17 protein-coding genes are annotated in these 17,353 nt (G+C 46.8%); all 17 read left to right on the forward strand.

What is annotated here, in order from left to right; translation table 11 throughout:
- Positions 1–16: 16 nt before the first annotated feature.
- The 17 genes from MTR82_RS01845 (at position 17) to MTR82_RS01925 (ending at position 17,323) form a co-directional block, all read left to right on the forward strand.
- Complete coding sequence (locus MTR82_RS01845; protein WP_246807497.1) at positions 17–1,201, forward strand: acetyl-CoA C-acetyltransferase; 1,185 nt, start codon at positions 17–19, stop codon at positions 1,199–1,201.
- A gap of 12 nt (positions 1,202–1,213) precedes the next feature.
- Entirely contained in the window at positions 1,214–1,423 is a 210-nt protein-coding gene (locus MTR82_RS01850; RefSeq protein WP_052651341.1) for a YqkE family protein, read from the forward strand.
- A 257-nt stretch (positions 1,424–1,680) separates the two neighbouring features.
- Complete coding sequence (gene ilvA / locus MTR82_RS01855) at positions 1,681–2,970, forward strand: threonine ammonia-lyase IlvA (RefSeq protein WP_052651342.1); 1,290 nt, start codon at positions 1,681–1,683, stop codon at positions 2,968–2,970.
- A 120-nt stretch (positions 2,971–3,090) separates the two neighbouring features.
- Complete coding sequence (locus tag MTR82_RS01860) at positions 3,091–4,695, forward strand: pyruvate oxidase (protein WP_246807498.1); 1,605 nt, start codon at positions 3,091–3,093, stop codon at positions 4,693–4,695.
- Positions 4,696–4,728: 33 nt separating this feature from the next.
- Complete coding sequence (locus MTR82_RS01865; protein WP_246807499.1) at positions 4,729–5,763, forward strand: zinc-binding alcohol dehydrogenase family protein; 1,035 nt, start codon at positions 4,729–4,731, stop codon at positions 5,761–5,763.
- Between the two features lie 138 nt (positions 5,764–5,901).
- Entirely contained in the window at positions 5,902–6,885 is a 984-nt protein-coding gene (gene guaC, locus MTR82_RS01870; protein WP_052651345.1) for a GMP reductase, read from the forward strand.
- 237 nt (positions 6,886–7,122) lie between these two features.
- Positions 7,123–7,509 carry a transcriptional regulator GutM gene (locus MTR82_RS01875; protein WP_246807500.1) on the forward strand — a complete coding sequence of 129 codons (387 nt, stop codon included), beginning with the start codon at positions 7,123–7,125 and terminating at the stop codon, positions 7,507–7,509.
- Positions 7,510–7,542: 33 nt separating this feature from the next.
- Complete coding sequence (gene srlA, locus MTR82_RS01880) at positions 7,543–8,070, forward strand: PTS glucitol/sorbitol transporter subunit IIC (protein WP_052654459.1); 528 nt, start codon at positions 7,543–7,545, stop codon at positions 8,068–8,070.
- A 39-nt stretch (positions 8,071–8,109) separates the two neighbouring features.
- On the forward strand, positions 8,110–9,162 hold the full coding sequence (gene srlE, locus MTR82_RS01885; RefSeq protein ID WP_246807501.1) for a PTS glucitol/sorbitol transporter subunit IIB: 1,053 nt from the start codon (positions 8,110–8,112) through the stop codon (positions 9,160–9,162).
- A 30-nt stretch (positions 9,163–9,192) separates the two neighbouring features.
- Positions 9,193–9,558, forward strand: a complete 366-nt coding sequence (locus tag MTR82_RS01890) for a PTS glucitol/sorbitol transporter subunit IIA (RefSeq protein WP_246807502.1) — start codon at positions 9,193–9,195, stop codon at positions 9,556–9,558.
- 18 nt (positions 9,559–9,576) lie between these two features.
- Positions 9,577–10,902, forward strand: coding sequence for an NAD(P)H-dependent oxidoreductase (locus tag MTR82_RS01895; RefSeq protein WP_246807503.1), 1,326 nt, complete (start codon positions 9,577–9,579; stop codon positions 10,900–10,902).
- A gap of 79 nt (positions 10,903–10,981) precedes the next feature.
- Entirely contained in the window at positions 10,982–11,323 is a 342-nt protein-coding gene (locus MTR82_RS01900; RefSeq protein WP_052651350.1) for a hypothetical protein, read from the forward strand.
- Positions 11,324–11,460: 137 nt separating this feature from the next.
- A complete protein-coding gene (locus tag MTR82_RS01905; RefSeq protein ID WP_246807504.1) occupies positions 11,461–12,444 on the forward strand; it encodes a thiamine pyrophosphate-dependent dehydrogenase E1 component subunit alpha in 984 nt (327 codons plus the stop codon).
- 25 nt (positions 12,445–12,469) lie between these two features.
- Positions 12,470–13,453, forward strand: a complete 984-nt coding sequence (locus tag MTR82_RS01910) for an alpha-ketoacid dehydrogenase subunit beta (RefSeq protein ID WP_246807505.1) — start codon at positions 12,470–12,472, stop codon at positions 13,451–13,453.
- A gap of 18 nt (positions 13,454–13,471) precedes the next feature.
- The gene (locus MTR82_RS01915) at positions 13,472–14,830 is read left to right on the forward strand and encodes a dihydrolipoamide acetyltransferase family protein (RefSeq protein WP_246807506.1); all 1,359 of its coding nucleotides are present in this window, start codon (positions 13,472–13,474) and stop codon (positions 14,828–14,830) included.
- A gap of 13 nt (positions 14,831–14,843) precedes the next feature.
- A complete protein-coding gene (gene lpdA / locus MTR82_RS01920) occupies positions 14,844–16,226 on the forward strand; it encodes a dihydrolipoyl dehydrogenase (RefSeq protein WP_246807507.1) in 1,383 nt (460 codons plus the stop codon).
- A 158-nt stretch (positions 16,227–16,384) separates the two neighbouring features.
- Positions 16,385–17,323, forward strand: a complete 939-nt coding sequence (locus MTR82_RS01925) for a sugar-binding transcriptional regulator (RefSeq protein WP_246807508.1) — start codon at positions 16,385–16,387, stop codon at positions 17,321–17,323.
- Positions 17,324–17,353 lie beyond the last annotated feature (30 nt).

Genomic DNA, 17,353 nt, shown 5'->3' on the forward strand with positions numbered 1-17,353 from the left:
ACAAGGGGGAAATAATGTGTCACAAGAAATCGTAATTATCAGCGCCGTCCGTACGGCTATCGGATCATTCCAAGGGGCATTGAAAGACGTTCCGGCAACTGAACTAGGAGCCATCGTCATTAAAGAAGCTGTTGAAAAAGCAGGAATTGCGGCAGATCAAATTTCGGAAGTCATCATGGGCAATGTGCTGCAGGCTGGCCTTGGCCAAAATCCAGCGAGGCAAGCATCGATCAAAGCGGGCTTGCCTGAAACGGTTCCAGCTATGACGATCAATAAAGTCTGTGGATCCGGTTTAAAAGCTGTGCATTTAGCTTATCAGGCAATTTATGCAGGGGATGCGGAAATTGTGGTTGCCGGCGGAATGGAAAATATGAGCCAAGCGCCTTACTTATTGCAAAATGCGCGAAGCGGCTTCCGGATGGGCGATCAAAAAGTCATCGACAGTATGATCACAGACGGGCTGACTTGTGCATTCAACGATTACCATATGGGCATCACAGCCGAAAATCTGTGCGACCGCTACGGCATTACGCGCGAAGAACAGGATGAATTCTCAGCGCGTTCCCAGGCACGGGCGGCAGCGGCGATCGATGCCGGACGCTTTGACGACGAAATCGTGCCAGTGGAAATTCCGCAGCGCAAAGGGGATCCGGTCATTTTCAAAACTGACGAATACGTAAAACGCGATTCCACCGCTGAGAAGTTAGGAAAATTGCGTCCAGCCTTCAGGAAAGACGGCAGCGTGACGGCTGGCAATGCATCGGGCATCAATGACGGAGCAGCGGCAGTGGTCGTGATGTCAAAAGCCAAAGCTGAAGAATTAGGGTTGACGCCGCTCGCAGTCATCGCGGCAAATGGAAATGCGGGAGTAGACCCGGCAGTCATGGGCATCGGACCTGTTCAAGCAGTTAAAAATGCATTAAAGAAAGCAGATCTAGCTTTAGCGGATATCGAATTGATTGAAGCGAATGAAGCATTTGCTGCCCAGTCAATTGCAGTGGATCGGGAACTTCAATTTAATCACGAAATATTAAATGTCAATGGCGGTGCAATCGCGCTTGGCCATCCAATCGGCGCCAGTGGTGCGCGGGTTTTTGTCTCCTTGCTTCATGAAATGAAGAAGCGCGATGCGAAAACCGGCCTCGCGACGCTGTGCATCGGCGGCGGGCAAGGCGTTGCAACCATCGTAAAACGTCCTTAAGGAGAGAACAGCATGGCGAAGAAAAGAGAAGAGGCATCAAGCAATTTACCAGAAGATATTTTGGCGAAATTACAGGAAACAAAAAAAGCACTGGTAAAAGAAGAACAGAAACGTGCAGAAGAAAAACACGCGCAGGAACTGTTTGAGCGGAAAGAACGCGAAAAGAATTTATCGTTTGCGGAACTTCTCGAACGGCATGGCGACAAAGGAAATAAATATTAACTTGAATCAGGAACTTTTCGTCTTCCACCGGAGGCGGAAGGTTCTTTTTTCTTGTGCAAAAAAATAAAGTAAAGAAGCGATCGGAAAATCTAGTCAAAACAAGAGCGGAATTTCGAGTAAACTTCCAGAACCTGAAAATGAAACGCTTACATTTCAAAAGGATGAAAAAAGTCGAAAAAAATTCACAGAAAAGACTGATAATTACGAGAAATATGTTACGATGGGGAGAAATAATTTTAGTGGAGATGGTGTGGCCTATGACAAAAAGAATGATGGCAGAAAAAGAACGCGAAGTAAAAGTTCCGAAAGTAACGGTGGAAGACATCGTCATTGCCAATCAGGCATTGAAAGATGTGGTCCTTAAAACGCCGCTGCAAAAAAATGAAATCCTCTCAGCCCGGTATGGCTGCAACGTGTTTTTAAAACGGGAAGACCTGCAAGCGGTCCGTTCGTTTAAACTGCGCGGAGCTTATAATTTTATTCAGAGTTTGAGTGACGAAGAGAGACGCCAAGGCGTTGTCTGTGCCAGTGCCGGGAACCATGCACAAGGGGTCGCTTATTCATGCTTCAAACTGGGCATTGAAGGCAAAATCTTCATGCCGTTGACGACCCCTCGCCAAAAAGTTTCCCAAGTGGAGCGGTTTGGCGGCGATAAAGTTTCGGTCGTCTTGATCGGCGATACGTTTGATGATTCCTATGCTTCCGCGATGAACTATTGCACTTCTGAAAACAAAGTGTTTGTCCATCCGTTTGACAATGAGAAAATCATTGCTGGGCAAGGCACGGTAGCGATGGAAATCCTGAATGATATGCAAGCGCCGGTCGATTATTTATTTTGTGCCATCGGCGGCGGCGGTTTAGCTTCTGGGGTAGGCTCGTATTTAAAAGGAATCAGCCCGTCGACCAAACTAATAGGCGTCGAACCGGAAGGCGCACAAGGCATGCGGACATCGATGGAGCATGGCCAAGTGACGCGTCTGGAGGCGATTGATACATTTGTAGACGGTGCTGCCGTTAAACAAGTCGGCGATCTGACGTTGCAGATTTGCCAAAACGTGGTGGACCAGGTCTCCATCATTCCGGAAGGGCGCGTATGCACGACGATCTTGCAGCTTTACAACGAAAGTGCCATAGTGGTCGAGCCGGCCGGAGCCCTTGCGATTGCTGCTCTTGAACAGCACCAGGAAGAGATTCGAGGGAAAAATGTCGTTTGTGTGGTGAGCGGCGGCAATAATGATATCGAACGCATGCAGGAAATCAAAGAGCGCTCGCTGATTCATGAAGGCTTAAAGCATAACTTTATTGTGACATTCCCGCAGCGGGCCGGAGCCCTTCGGAAGTTCATGGAGCAAGTGCTTGGCGAAACCGACGATATCACCCATTTTGAATACACAAAACGCACGAACCGGGAAGCGGGGCCGGTCGTAGTAGGGATTGAATTGCAGTCAAAAGAAGACTATTACCCGCTTGTCCAGCGGATGGCCGAACAAGGCTTCCCTTTTGTTGAAATCAACCACGATCCGCTGCTGTTTAATCTATTAATTTGACCGATCGCAAGCTGGACTCTCAAAAAGTTCGGTTTGTGTTTTTTTATTGGCTGAAATTGTTTATGGCTGTTCGAGAGAAGGGAAATGAAGGAGGGGAAGACCAAACGGAGGAGGGACTGTATGTTTGAACATAAAGCCGGTGCCTATGCCGTCGACTTGCTGAAGGAATGGGGAGTCGATCATCTATATGGAATGCCCGGAGATTCCATCAACGAATTTATGGAAGAGTTAAGGAAGGAAGAGTCTATCCGCTTTATTCAAATCCGCCACGAAGAAACCGGTGCACTCGCCGCTGCTGCGTATTCGAAACTTACGGGCAAAATCGGCGTCTGCATGTCGATTGCCGGGCCAGGGGCAGTCCATTTACAAAACGGCCTGTACGATGCCAAAAAAGATAAAACACCGGTTCTTGCGATTGTCGGACAGGTGGAAAGCGAAAAAGTGGGTACGGACAATTTTCAAGAACTTAAACTTGAATCGATGTTCGAAGACGTCGCTGTCTACAACCGCCGCGTTCAGCAAGCTGAACAATTGCCGGACATGCTGAACCAGGCGATCCGAACGGCTTACGCTGAAAAAGGGCCGGCTGTGTTGATTGTTTCAGATGATTTGTTCAGCACGAACATCAAGCGGGACAAAGAAATCAGTTCGCCCGTCTATTCGATGCCGAAAATCAGAGGCGCCGAGGAAGATCTGCTGAAAGCGGCGGATTTGATCTCGGCTTCGAATCGCCCGATCATTTTGGCGGGAAAAGGGGCGAAACACGCAGTGCCCGAACTTCTGGCATTAGCGGAAAAAATTAAAGCGCCGCTCATTGCTTCGCTGCCGTCAAAAGGGATGATTCCAGAAAGCCATCCTCATTACCTTGGCCACTTAGGCCAACTTGGAACAGAACCCGCAAAAGAAGCAATGAAAGAAGCGGATTTGCTGGTTCTGGCAGGGACGGCTTATCCTTACCGCGATTATTTGCCGGAAGATGCCCCTGCGATTCAAATTGATGTAGAGCCGCGCGTCATCGGAAAATACTATCCTTCCACAGTCGGAATCGTCTCTGAGGCAAAATCAGCTCTTTCTTGGCTAGCCGAGCATAGCCGTGAAAAAGAAGGCCGATATTTAGGGGAGTTCCAAGAAAAACAGCAAAAATGGAATGAACAATTGCAGGAAGATATCCAGCAGCAGACAGAAACACTGCAGCCCCCGCAAGTCCTTGCTGAAATCCAGCAAGTGCTGGAGAAAGATGCGGTGATTTCTTTAGACGTGGGGAGTGTGACCATATGGACTGCCCGCTATATGAAACTGGACGGCCAAGCACTCCTTACTTCTGCTTGGCTCGCGACCATGGGGTGTGCATTGCCAGGGGCAATCGCTGCAAAAATCGCTTACCCTGACAGACAAGTGATTGGCATTATTGGAGATGGCGGATTTTCGATGGGCATGCAGGATTTTGTGACAGCCGTGAAATACTGTTTACCGATGACGCTTGTCATTTTTAATAATCAAAAAATCCAATTGATTGAACACGAACAGCAGGAAATCGGCAATGAACCGACCAATGTGGAACTGGGCAATATCGATTTTGCCGCTTTTGCAGCTGCCTGCGGAGGAGTAGGCTACACTGCGAAAACAAAAGCTGAATTGAAAGAGGCTTTAGCAAAAGCAAAAGACGCGACTAAACCTGCGGTCATTGATGTTTATGTAGAGGACATATCGCCTGAAACAAAATAAATGGAATAGTTGTCCGAAGAAAGGAAGAGGTAAATGGACCAAACGATTAAAGCCTATGGATTTTACCAGCCGGGAGACCGGACAAAACCACCTGAATTCGTGGCTGAGCAGGTGCCGAAGCCAGCCGTTGCTGGAAGAGACTTATTAGTGGAAGTAAAAACAGTTTCAGTTAATCCGACCGACTTGCGGACACGGGATGCAAAGAAAGACAGTGATGATTCGTTTACAATTGTCGGTAGAGATGTGGCAGGCATCGTATTAGAAAAAGGAGAAGCCTGTGAATTGTTTGAAGTCGGCGATGAAGTGTTCTACGCCGGAACTAATAACCGCCCGGGCGGGCACAGTGAATGGCATGTCGTGGATGAACGGATTGTCGGCAAAAAACCGCAGCAATTGGATTTTGCACAAGCCGCCGCTCTCCCGCTCACGAGTTTAACAGCATGGGAAGCCTTATTTGACCGATTAGGCGTTTCGCATGAAGCAGCACAAAATGAAGGGAAATCCATCCTGATCATCGGTGCAGCAGGCGGTGTGGGTTCGATTGCCGTTCAACTTGCTAAATTGGCTGGGTTGAAAGTAATCGGCACCGCTTCAAGGCAGGAAACATCAGAGTGGGCGAAAAAGCACGGTGCTGATATCGTCATCAATCATCATGAAAAAATGAGGCCTCAGCTCAAAGAGCAGGGATTAAAAGAAGTAGACTATATCTTCTGCCTTTCGGATCCGGATGGGCATATGGCGAATATGGCAGAAGCGATCGCTCCCCAAGGGAAAATCTGTTCCATTTTGCCGCTGCAAAAGCCGCTCGACATGCAGCTTTTTGCAAAAAGCGCCACGTTTGTTTATGAGTTGATGTATACGCGCTCCGTCTATCAAACGGAGGATATGGCAGATCAGCATAAAGCATTAAACCGCATAAGCGAATGGGCAGATGAAGGAGCGGTCGTTTCAACAATGGCCAACAAGTTGAAACCGTTGAACGCCAATACGTTAAAAGAAGCCTATGAACAGTTGCTGACCAACAAGACGATTGGAAAAATCGTGGTGGAAGGCCCTTTTGAGGATTGACCAATGCAGCCTGCGAATTCCGCAGGCTGTTTTTCATTTGAAAACCTTTGACAAACATTTTTAATTATTGTACATTGTCTTATGGACGAACAATGACGAAATAATTTTATTTATTATTCGTATTTAGGAGTGTATAACATGGAAAATGTATTTGATTACGAAGATATTCAATTAATTCCAGCAAAAGCGGTGGTAAATAGCCGGTCAGAATGCGACACATCCGTTGACTTTGGAGGACGGACTTTTAAGTTGCCGGTCGTTCCTGCAAATATGCAGACGATCATTGACGAAAACATTGCCATCAACCTTGCAGAAAATAATTATTTTTATATTATGCACCGTTTCCAGCCGGAAACAAGACTTGATTTTGTGAAGGATATGCAGGCAAGAGGCCTATATGCATCGATAAGTGTCGGCGTGAAGCCGGAAGAATATGAATTTGTTCAGCAATTGGCGGCAGAGCGGCTGATCCCGGAATATATCACGATTGATGTTGCCCATGGGCATGCAAATTCTGTAATTAATATGATTCAGTACATAAAAAAACAGTTGCCTGCGAGTTTTGTCATCGCTGGGAACGTCGGAACGCCTGAAGCAGTCCGTGAACTCGAACATGCTGGAGCGGATGCGACAAAAGTTGGCATTGGACCGGGAAAAGTTTGCATCACGAAAATTAAAACAGGCTTTGGCACGGGCGGCTGGCAATTGGCGGCGCTTCGCTGGTGTGCAAAAGCGGCAACCAAACCGATTATTGCAGACGGCGGCATCCGCACACATGGAGATATCGCGAAATCGGTGCGTTTTGGCGCTTCGATGGTAATGATTGGCTCATTATTTGCAGGCCATGAAGAATCGCCTGGCCAAACAGTGGAGACTGACGGCAAACTTTATAAAGAATATTTCGGGTCAGCTTCAGAGTTCCAAAAAGGCGAAAAGAAAAACGTCGAAGGCAAGAAAATGTTTGTCGAATACCGAGGTTCTCTGAAAGATACTTTAGTCGAAATGGAACAAGATCTGCAGTCAGCGATTTCCTATGCCGGAGGAGATAAACTGAGTGCTATCCGCACTGTGGATTATGTCATTGTCAAAAATTCCATCTTTAATGGAGATAAAGTTTACTAACTCCCATATGAGCCGGTAAACTAATCGGTAAGAGAGTCTAGACAGCCTTAAACGGCTGTCTTTTTTTATTGTGCATGTTTCCAAAAAACGGCGATTGGGGGTAGAATAGAAAGAGAGTTTGAATAGTTTTAATATTCTTTCAATAATGGTTGATTTCTAATGTAAGCGCTTTTATAATGAAGGTATTAACATATGTTACGTAATAGAACATATGTAAAAAAGGATGGGGGGATTCTTTTGTGGGGGTGGTTTATAGCCGTATTTGCCGGAGTATGGCTGCTTCAAATCATGATGACAAAAATTCAAATGAAGAATTATCAGCTTACCATTAATAAAATGAGCAAAAGGCCTTCAGGCTATTTAGGGGTAGGCATCCAGAAACAAAAATTAGGAATAGGGGTGATCGCTGTAATTGTAGTAAACAATGACGGGATGGTTCTTGAAAGCCAATTAATGAAAGGCGTCACTGTTTTTAGCCGGTTTGAACCGTATACGGTTTACGATGGTCTTCATATTGAAGAGGTTAAAAAGAAAACAGGAGGCGAATCCGTCGATCAAGCTGTGAAAATGGCCATTGAAAAAATCGAAAGCCAAATGGAAAAGAAAGCCATTGTGGCTGTATAAGGAGGAAGGAATATGGGCGTTTTAGATTCAATCATGGACTTTTTAGTTAAACTCGCAGAAGGCTTTATCGGAATGTTCCAAGCGGGAGCTGATACGTTTACCGGCTTGGTTACAGGAATCATCCCATTGCTCATTGTACTGATTACCGCCATTAATGCTCTTATCCGGATGATTGGTGAAGAACGGATCAACAGGCTGGCACGCCGAAGCACCAAAAATATCATTCTGCGCTATACGCTTTTCCCGGTTTTGGCCGTTTTCTTTTTGACCAATCCGATGGCTTATACATTCGGAAAATTTCTTCCGGAAAAACAAAAACCGGCTTTTTATGACTCTGCTGTCTCTTTTGTACATCCAATTACTGGTTTGTTCCCGCATGCAAACCCGGCTGAATTGTTTGTCTATCTGGGCATTTCCGCAGGAATCACGACATTGGGATTATCGCTTGGGCCGTTGGCAATCCGCTTTTTCCTAGTGGGGATCATCGTTATCCTGATTCGCGGAATCGTGACAGAAATTATTACGGTTCGCATGATGAAATCAAAAGGCATGGAAGTCTAAGCGCAATAGATGTGTTCAACTTAAAAGGGGGCTAGGAATATGACAAATACGCATGCACCATTAAATTTCAAGGCGATTTCCGTCACGAAAGGCCGTGGGGGCTGGGGTGGGCCGCTGACCATTCGTCCGAACGAAGAGCAGCGTTACATCGTTTCGGTCACTGGAGGCGGAATTCATCCGGTAGCTGAAGAAATTGCGCGTCTGACTGGAGCGGAAGCCGTCGACGGCTTTAAAACTTCTTATGCAAAAGAAACGATGGCTTGCGTCATTATTGACTGCGGGGGGACAGCCCGCTGCGGCGTGTATCCGAAAATGGGGGTATTGACTATCAACGTTAACCCGACCTCGCCTTCAGGGCCGCTGATGAAGTTTATAAATGAAGAAAATTTTGTTTCGGGTGTGACGGTTTCTGATATCAGTGCTGCAGCCGCCCCTTACGAAGACCAAGACCAAGTGAAAAAAGCGGTAGATGAAGTGGAGGCGCCGGCTGCTCACAAAACGCCGCAGGAAATTAAAGAGGAGGCAAAGCGGAAAGCTGCCGAAACCTATAAACAGCCAAAGAAAATGAACATTATCGAAAGAGTGGGCCGCGGCGCCGGAAAAGTAGTAGGCGTCCTGTACCAGGCTGGACGCGAAACAGTGGACCAAGTGCTTAAGAATATCCTGCCGTTTATGGCGTTCGTAAGTATGCTGATTGGGATCATCACGTTTACAGGAATTGGAGACATCATAGCAAACTTTGTCTCACCGCTTGCCGGCAATATTTTCGGCTTGCTCATCCTTTCGGTCATTTGTGCGCTCCCGATCCTGTCGCCGCTGCTTGGACCCGGTGCCGTTATCGCTCAGGTCGTCGGGGTGTTGGTCGGAGTGGAGATCGGCCGTGGAAATATCCCTCCTGCTTTGGCGCTTCCGGCATTATTTGCAATCAACCCGCAAGTTGGGGCTGATTTTGTGCCGGTTGGGTTGACGCTTGGAGAGGCGGAGCCGGAAACGATCGAAGTCGGAGTGCCGGCGGTCTTGATTTCCCGGATGATTACAGGGCCGCTGGCAGTAATCATTGCTTATCTATTCAGTTTTGGCTTGTACAGTTAACTTAAAGGGGGCAGCTAGGTGGAGAATGTCATGATTAAAAAATATGAAGCTAAAATAATTGAAATCGGGGAAGAAGTGGAAATCTTTTCAGAAGAAAATATGATGGTTATTTTTGACGATTCCGTGCCGATCGAGTTAAGGACTTTCGGGGTCATTCACGAAAAAGTGCATCTTCTTGAAGATATTGAAATCGGCGATGTGCTTGAAATTGCCGGTGAACCATACGATATTTTATTTGTCGGAAGCAAAGTGAACGACACAATAAATGAAATTGGGCATTGCACGATTTCTTTTAATGGCGAAACCTCGGCTGATTTGCCTGGAACAATGTGCGTAGAGAAAAAAGCCCTGCCGGAATTGGCAGTAGGAGCAAAAATTCAGATTTACAAAGCCTGACAGAGAGGAGACTGAAAAATGCTTGGGATAAACCGAAAACTTCAAGAATTAGAGCAGAATGGAACCATCATTAAAGTCGGCCTCGTAGGCGCAGGGCAGATGGGAAGAGGCATGGTTTCGCAAATAGAAAGCATGGCAGGTATGCGTGTCGTCATTACGGCAGACATTCAACTGGAGAACGCTGCAAAGGCCTATACAAAATCTGGTGTCGCCATTTTGGATGTGGTCAAGACGGATCAGGCCGCTGAAGCTTCCGAAGCGGTCAAGGCTGGAAAAGTGGTAGCGACGACAGACGCAAAACTTGTCACTGCACTCCCGGAAGTGGATGTTGTCGTGGATGCTACAGGTGTTCCGGATATCGGCGCCAAAATAGCCTGGGACGCCATCCTCAACAAAAAACACATTGTTATGCTGAATGTAGAGGCAGATGTCACCATTGGGCCGCTGCTTAAAAAAATGGCTGATGCCAGCGGCGTTGTCTATACGGGGACAGCTGGCGATGAACCCGGCGCGATAATGGAGCTTTATGATTTTGCAGATGCGCTCGGGTTTGAAGTCGTTGCACTTGGAAAAGGAAAAAACAACCCGCTTAATTTGGCAGCCAATCCAGATACGGCGGCAGAAGAAGCCGCACGAAAAGGCGCTAGCCCTAAAATGCTCGCCTCTTTTCAAGATGGAACAAAGACCATGGTGGAAATGACGGCTGTCGCTAATGCAACAGGTTTTCTTCCGGATAAGCCGGGCATGCACGGCTTTGTCAGTGATGTAAAAGGGCTTCCGGAACTGTTCAAATTGAAAGAGCAGGGCGGAAAAGTGGACCATAAAAGGATTGTTGAATACATCAACGGCATCGCTCCAGGCGTCTTTGCCATCGTTGCATCCGAAAAAGAAGAAGTGAATCACGAAATGCACTATTTGAGCATGGGAGAAGGGCCAAATTATGTGCTTTACCGCCCATATCATCTCACTAGCCTGGAAACGCCGATTTCCATTGCGAGAGCGTTCATCTTCAACGAAGCGACCATTGCGCCTTGGAAAGGACTGCAGGCTGAGACAGTAGCGGTAGCCAAAACAGACTTGGAAGAAGGGCAATTTTTGGATAGCATCGGCGGATTCACCGTTTATGGAACGATCCTTTCCGCGCAAGCGGCAAAAGATAAACAAGCATTGCCGATGGGACTGGTGGACCGCCATGTCCAATTGAAGCGTGCCATTAAAAAAGGTGAAATTATTACGTATGGCGATGTCGTTCAGACGAAGGAATCCACGATCTGGCGGCTGCGTAGGATGCAAGATGAAATGTTTGCGGAAAAAGAGCAAAAGGTACACCCGATCAATGTCTAAAGCTAAGATGCCGGTTTGAAAAATTGATCCTATTCGGCCTTTACTGAAGGCAAACAACGGAGCGAGAAGGTGTTCAAATATGAAAGTGAAAAAGATGGAAGCGGGTCTATATTGCGTTAATTGCAAAGAGGAAGTTGATCATGAAATCACTTACATCAACAGCGATATGAAATCCATAAAATGTTTGCAATGCGGCCGGACGAAAGAATTGAAAATGGATCTGAAAAAAGAGTTTTACAAAGAAATAGTTGAGCGCATTGCAACGAAACCGAAACGGGTGACAAAAGAGTCAAAAGAAGGATTAGGCCACCTTTTGTTTTCTCTTCCGGTCCGGACCATCAAAAAACCGTACCGGCTTTTGAAAGACGTGAACTCTTCGAGGAAAGTAATGCAGACTTATAAAGGGAAAAAGAATAAGTAATCATGCGCTTCTGCTAAGGCTGGACATCTCCATTTGAGAGAAGTTCAGCCTTTTTCCTGCTTGACTAATTAACTGAAAAGTCTTAATATATTACATATGTAACTTGTGTGAACAAATGTAAAGATGGAGGGATGAAAATGAACCAGTTAGTGAATTTACCGGCTGGAGTCAAAGGGAAAGATTTGACTGCACTGCTGAAGCAAATGTGGCTTATCCGGTATTTTGAAGAAAAAGTGGATGAATTTTTTGCAAAAGGCATGATTCACGGAACGACCCATTTAGCGGTGGGGCAGGAAGCTTCAGCGGTTGGATCGATTGCTGTGCTGGAAGCTCGGGATAAGATAACCAGTACGCATAGAGGCCATGGCCACTGCATCGCCAAAGGAGCCGAGGCCAACCGGATGATGGCTGAATTATTCGGCCGCACCACCGGCTATTGCAAAGGAAAAGGCGGATCGATGCATATAGCGGATGTGGAACAAGGCAATTTAGGGGCAAATGGAATTGTTGGCGGCGGATTTTCAATTGCAGCCGGCGCTGCCTTAACTTCTCAGCTGAAAAAAGAAGGCTATGTTGTGCTTTGCTTTTTTGGAGACGGTGCATCGAATGAGGGAAGTTTCCATGAAGCACTCAATTTGGCATCTATCTGGAAGCTGCCGGTGGTCTTCATTTGTGAAAACAATCAATACGGCATGTCGGGCCCGGCAAAAGAAATGATGAATATTGAAGACGTGGCAAAGCGGGCAGAAGCATATGGAATTCCAGGGAAAGTGGTTGATGGGAATGACATTTTGGATGTGATGAGCGGAGTAGGCGAAGCTGTAGACCGGGCACGGGATGGAGAAGGACCATCGATAGTGGAAGCCAAAACTTACCGGTGGAAAGGCCACTCGAAAAGCGATGCGAAAAAGTATCGGACCCGAGAAGAAGAGCAGGAATGGCGGGCAAAAGATCCGATTGCAAAGTTCCGGAGTGTGCTGATCGAAGAAGGATTGTTGACAGAAGAGAGCGCAGATAAACTAAAAGCCGAAGCAAATAAGGAAATCGAGGATTCGGTTGAATTTGCTAAAAATAGCCCCATGCCGACTCTCGATGACTTGATGGAAGACATATACGCTTAGGGTGAAAGAAAGGGGAGTGGATTCGATGAGAGAATTAACGTATTTAGAGGCTGTGAGAGAAGCGATGAGCCAAGAAATGCGCGAAAATGAAGACGTTTTCATTTTAGGTGAAGACATAGGGGTTTACGGTGGGGCATTCGGGGTCACGCGAGGCATGATCGAAGAATTTGGACCGGAACGAATCCGCAATACGCCGATTTCGGAAGCCGCAATTTCGGGTACCGCTGTAGGGGCGGCATTGACCGGCATGCGGCCCATTCTTGAACTTCAATTCTCTGATTTTATTACAATTGCAATGGACAATATGGTCAACCAAGCGGCCAAAATCCGTTATATGTACGGAGGCAAAGGAAAAGTGCCGATGGTGCTTCGTACGCCTGCCGGATCTGGAACAGGAGCAGCAGCACAGCACTCTCAAAGCTTAGAAGCGTGGATGGCGCATGTGCCGGGATTGAAAGTGGTGCAGCCTTCCACCGCCTATGATGCGAAAGGTTTATTAAAAGCAGCGATTGATGATGATAATCCTGTTATTTTTTATGAACATAAGCTTTGCTACAAGACGAAGTCGGATGTGCCGGAAGAACCGTATTCCATTCCTTTAGGAAAGGCGGATATCAAACGTGAAGGAAGCGACGCCACGATCGTCGCGACGGCCATCATGGTCCATAAAGCGCTTGAAGCAGCTGTTGAACTTGAAAAAGACGGCATCAGTGTCGAAATCATCGATCCACGCACCTTAGTGCCGCTTGATACAGAAACGATTGTTGCGTCGGTCAAAAAAACAAGCCGCCTGATCGTCGTTCATGAAGCGGTCAAACGCGGCGGATTTGGCGGCGAAATAGCCAGTATGATTGCAGAAAGCGAGGCATTCGACTATTTGGATGCTCCGATTAAACGGCTAGGCGGAAAAGCGGTGCCGATCCCTTATAATCCGGACCTAGAAAAAGCCGCTGTCCCAAGCGTCGAGGACATTGTCTCAGCGGTAAAAGAAACATTGAATCGATTGTAGGGAAGGAGGAGCAACGGAATGGCAAAAGAAATCTTCATGCCAAAACTGAGCAGTACCATGGAAGTGGGAACTTTGCTGCAGTGGTTCAAAGACGAAGGGGATTCTGTTGATGTGGGAGAGCCTCTTTTCGAAATCATGACCGATAAAATCAACATTGAAGTGGAATCTTATGAAGAAGGCATCTTGTTGAAAAAGTACTATGCCGAAGACGAAGAAATTCCGATCAATCAGGTGATCGGCTATATCGGCGAAGCCGGTGAAACGGTTCCGGAAGCTTCTCCCGGCGAATCGGGTGCAGCGTTAAGTGAACTGGGCGACTCCCGGCAGCCTTCTAAGCATGATTTACAGGAAATAGAGATCAGCGAGACTGCGTCGATAAATGAAACCGGCGACGGAGATGGAGTGCCGGAGATGGAAAAAATCCGCGCTACGCCGGCAGCGCGCAGAGTGGCCAAAGAAAAAAACGTTACTCTTTCCAAAGTTCCCGGATCTGGGCCAAAAGGGCGGATTCACCAAAAAGATGTGGCAGACTTTTCACAAGCTGCACCGGCAGCAACTCCGCTTGCTAAAAAAGTGGCAGGAGCGGAAGGAATTGAGTTGCAGACCGTAACGGGTTCAGGTCCAAAAGGGAAAATATACCGAGCTGATGTGGAAAAAATGAAGCAGCCATCATCCGCTTCGGAAAGTGGCAGCAAACGAGTGAAAATGGAAGGAATCCGCAAAGTGGTCGCCGCGCGCATGCTGGAGAGCAAAACATCCGCTCCTCATGTGACGCTGACGACGGAAGTGGACATGTCCGAGGCGATTCAGTTGCGCAATCAACTGCTTCGCCCGATTGAAAAACAAACCGGGTTCCGGCTGTCCTATACCGAAATCATTTTAAAAGCGGCGGCATCCACTCTAAAGCTTCATAAAAATTTAAATGTTTCACTGGAAGGCAATGAAATCGTTTTCCATGAGGAAATCAATTTAGGGTTAGCGGTTGCGGTGGAAAATGGATTGCTTGTCCCTGTAGTGAAAAATGCAGATCAAAAGGGGCTTTCGGATTTGACTGCTGAATGCAAAAGGTTGGGGACGGCGGCTCGAAGCCAAGGCTTAAAACCCGAGGAAATGTCGGGAGGCACCTTTACCATCAGCAATCTGGGCATGTATGCCATCGATGCTTTTACTCCAGTCATCAATCAACCGGAATCAGCTATTTTAGGGGTAGGGCGTATCAACGAGAAGCCAGTCGGGCACAATGGCGTTATAGAACTTCGGCCATTGATGGTTCTTAGCCTATCCTTTGACCACCGTGTAATCGACGGTGCTCCAGCTGCTGCTTTTTTGACGGACTTGAAAGAAGTGCTCGAACAGCCCTTTAAATTATTGGTTTAAGGAGTAGATTCCTTTGGAAAATTATGAAGTGGTAGTACTTGGAGGCGGCCCGGGAGGCTATGTAGCTGCCATACAGGCAGCGAAACTCGGAAAACGGGTGGCGCTAATCGAAGCACGTGAACTAGGAGGCACCTGTTTAAACCGGGGATGCATCCCATCAAAAACCTTGCTTCGGCACGCAGAAGTGATTGAAACCATTGAACAAGCGAAAGAATGGGGAATTGAAACAGGGCCTGTGTCTTTTTCACTCTCCAAAATGATTGCACGCAAAGATGCGGTTATTCAACAGCTGAGAAACGGAATCGCCTATTTATTAAAAAGAGGCGAAATCAAAGTTTATGAAGGATTTGGCGAGGTAAGGAAAGACCGGACAATCGCTATCCGCATGGAAGATAAGGAAGAGCTCATCAAAGGCGATCGCCTCATTCTTGCGACCGGGTCAAAGCCGCTGATCCCGCCCATTCCCGGCATTGAAAGTGCTGCCTATTTCACGAGTGACACCATTTTTGATATCGAGAAAATTCCCGAGTCAATGGTTATTGTAGGGGGCGGCATCATTGGAGTGGAATTGGCTTGCATATTTGCCAGTTTGCAAGTCCGAGTCCACATTGTCGAAATGGGCAGCAGAATCGTACCAAGTGAGGAACCGGAAGCGTCTAAAGCACTTGCAAAATCTTTGAAAAAGAAAGGGATTACAGTTCTAACAAACACAAAAGTTGCGCATATTGAACCGCAGGAATCCAGTCAGTTTGTGAAAATTGAAAAAGAAAATGGCGCTCAAGAAATAATAGAGGCGGAGACGATTTTGCTTGCCGTTGGAAGAGCCGCAAATACGGCTTCTTTTGCAGCGTTAAATCTCGAAATGAATGGCCCGTTTGTGAAAGTGGACAATCAGATGGCTTCCAGCGCGCCGGGAATTTATGCCATTGGAGACATTGTTGGAGGATGGCAGCTTGCCCATGTAGCAAGTGCAGAAGGAAGGGTGGCCGCCGCGAACGCTGCCGGAGTATCGGAAACCATTGACTATTCAATCGTGCCAAGATGTGTGTATACCAGTCCGGAAATTGCCAGTGTCGGCATAACGGAAGAAGAAGCGAAGAGGAGAGGAATAGATTACAAGGTGGTAAGAATCGATCATAGGAGCAATGGGAGAGCTTTGGCGCAAGGTGAAAAGGAAGGGTTTACTAAGTTGATTGCCGGCACCCAATACGGCGAAATTTTGGGTGTTTTGATGGTTGGCACCCACGTAACAGAAATGATAGCTGAACCTTCTGCATTTATGCACTTAGAAGGGACAGTCGATGAACTGGCATCGTTGATCCATGCGCATCCGACTATTTCTGAAAGCCTGCATGAAGCATCAATTTCATGGCTTGAAAAAGGCGTTCACCATTAATTGCCAGAAGTGGCCATTGCGTCCTATAATAGAACAAGACATAGCACAGGGGCAATCCGTTGCAGTAAAAAGGATGGTCGAAACACCGTTTTGAGAAAGGCGGTTTCCGTAACCATCCATCCGCTTTGTAAGTTTTATTAAAATGAGAAGGTGCATTGATGATGAATTGGGACGAACGCAGGCAAATTGTAAAAGTATCAAGACTCTATTATTTTGAAGGGCTGACCCAGGCGGAAATCGCCAAAAAAATAGGGGTTTCCCGCCCGGTGATTTCCAAATTGCTGAACAAAGCACGTGAAAATGGCATCGTTGAAATTTATATTAAAGATGAAAATGCACATACGGTTGAATTGGAGCACAGGCTTGAAAAGAAATACCATTTGAAGGAAGCGATTGTGGTTCCGGCTGCAGGAAAGGATCCGGAAATGATTAAGCATTCTTTAGGAAAAGCGGCGTCTTTTTACATATCCAAAAACCTTAATGGAAAAAAGTCGCTTGGCATTTCCTGGGGGAGCACATTGGCTAAGTTTGTTCAGGAATACCCGTACGAGCAGCACCAACAGCTAAAAATCATTCCGTTAGTCGGTGGGATGGGAAGAAGGCTGGTAGAAATCCATTCTAATCTGCTGGCTTATCAGCTTTCCCAAAAAATGAATGCCAACTGTTCCTATCTATACGCTCCAGCGATGGTCGAAAATGCCGAATTGAAAAAACGCTTAATCGAATCAGAAGATATTGCCATGGTGCTGGAAGAAGGGCGCAACGTTGATATGGCAGTTGTGGGGCTCGGCAATCCTTACGAAGGCTCGACGATGACGACGATGCAGTATTTAACAGAGGGCGATTTAAATTCGTTGAGAGAAGCTGGCGCAATCGGAGACATCGGATCGCGTTTCTATAGCCAATCCGGAGAGGAGATCATCCATCCGTTAAATGAATTGGTCATTGGCCTGGAGATCGATGAATACAAAAAGATTCCAGAAGTCATTGGCATTGTAGAAGGGTCCCATAAAGTCGAAAGCATCAGGGCTGCATTGAATGGCCATTATTTGGACGTGTTGGTGATTGACGACATAACTGCAGATTTGATCACTTAAAAAGCAAGGCCGCAAAAATTTTGCGGCCTT

Source organism: Planococcus ruber, from assembly GCF_022819085.1.
GTDB lineage: Bacteria > Bacillota > Bacilli > Bacillales_A > Planococcaceae > Planococcus > Planococcus ruber.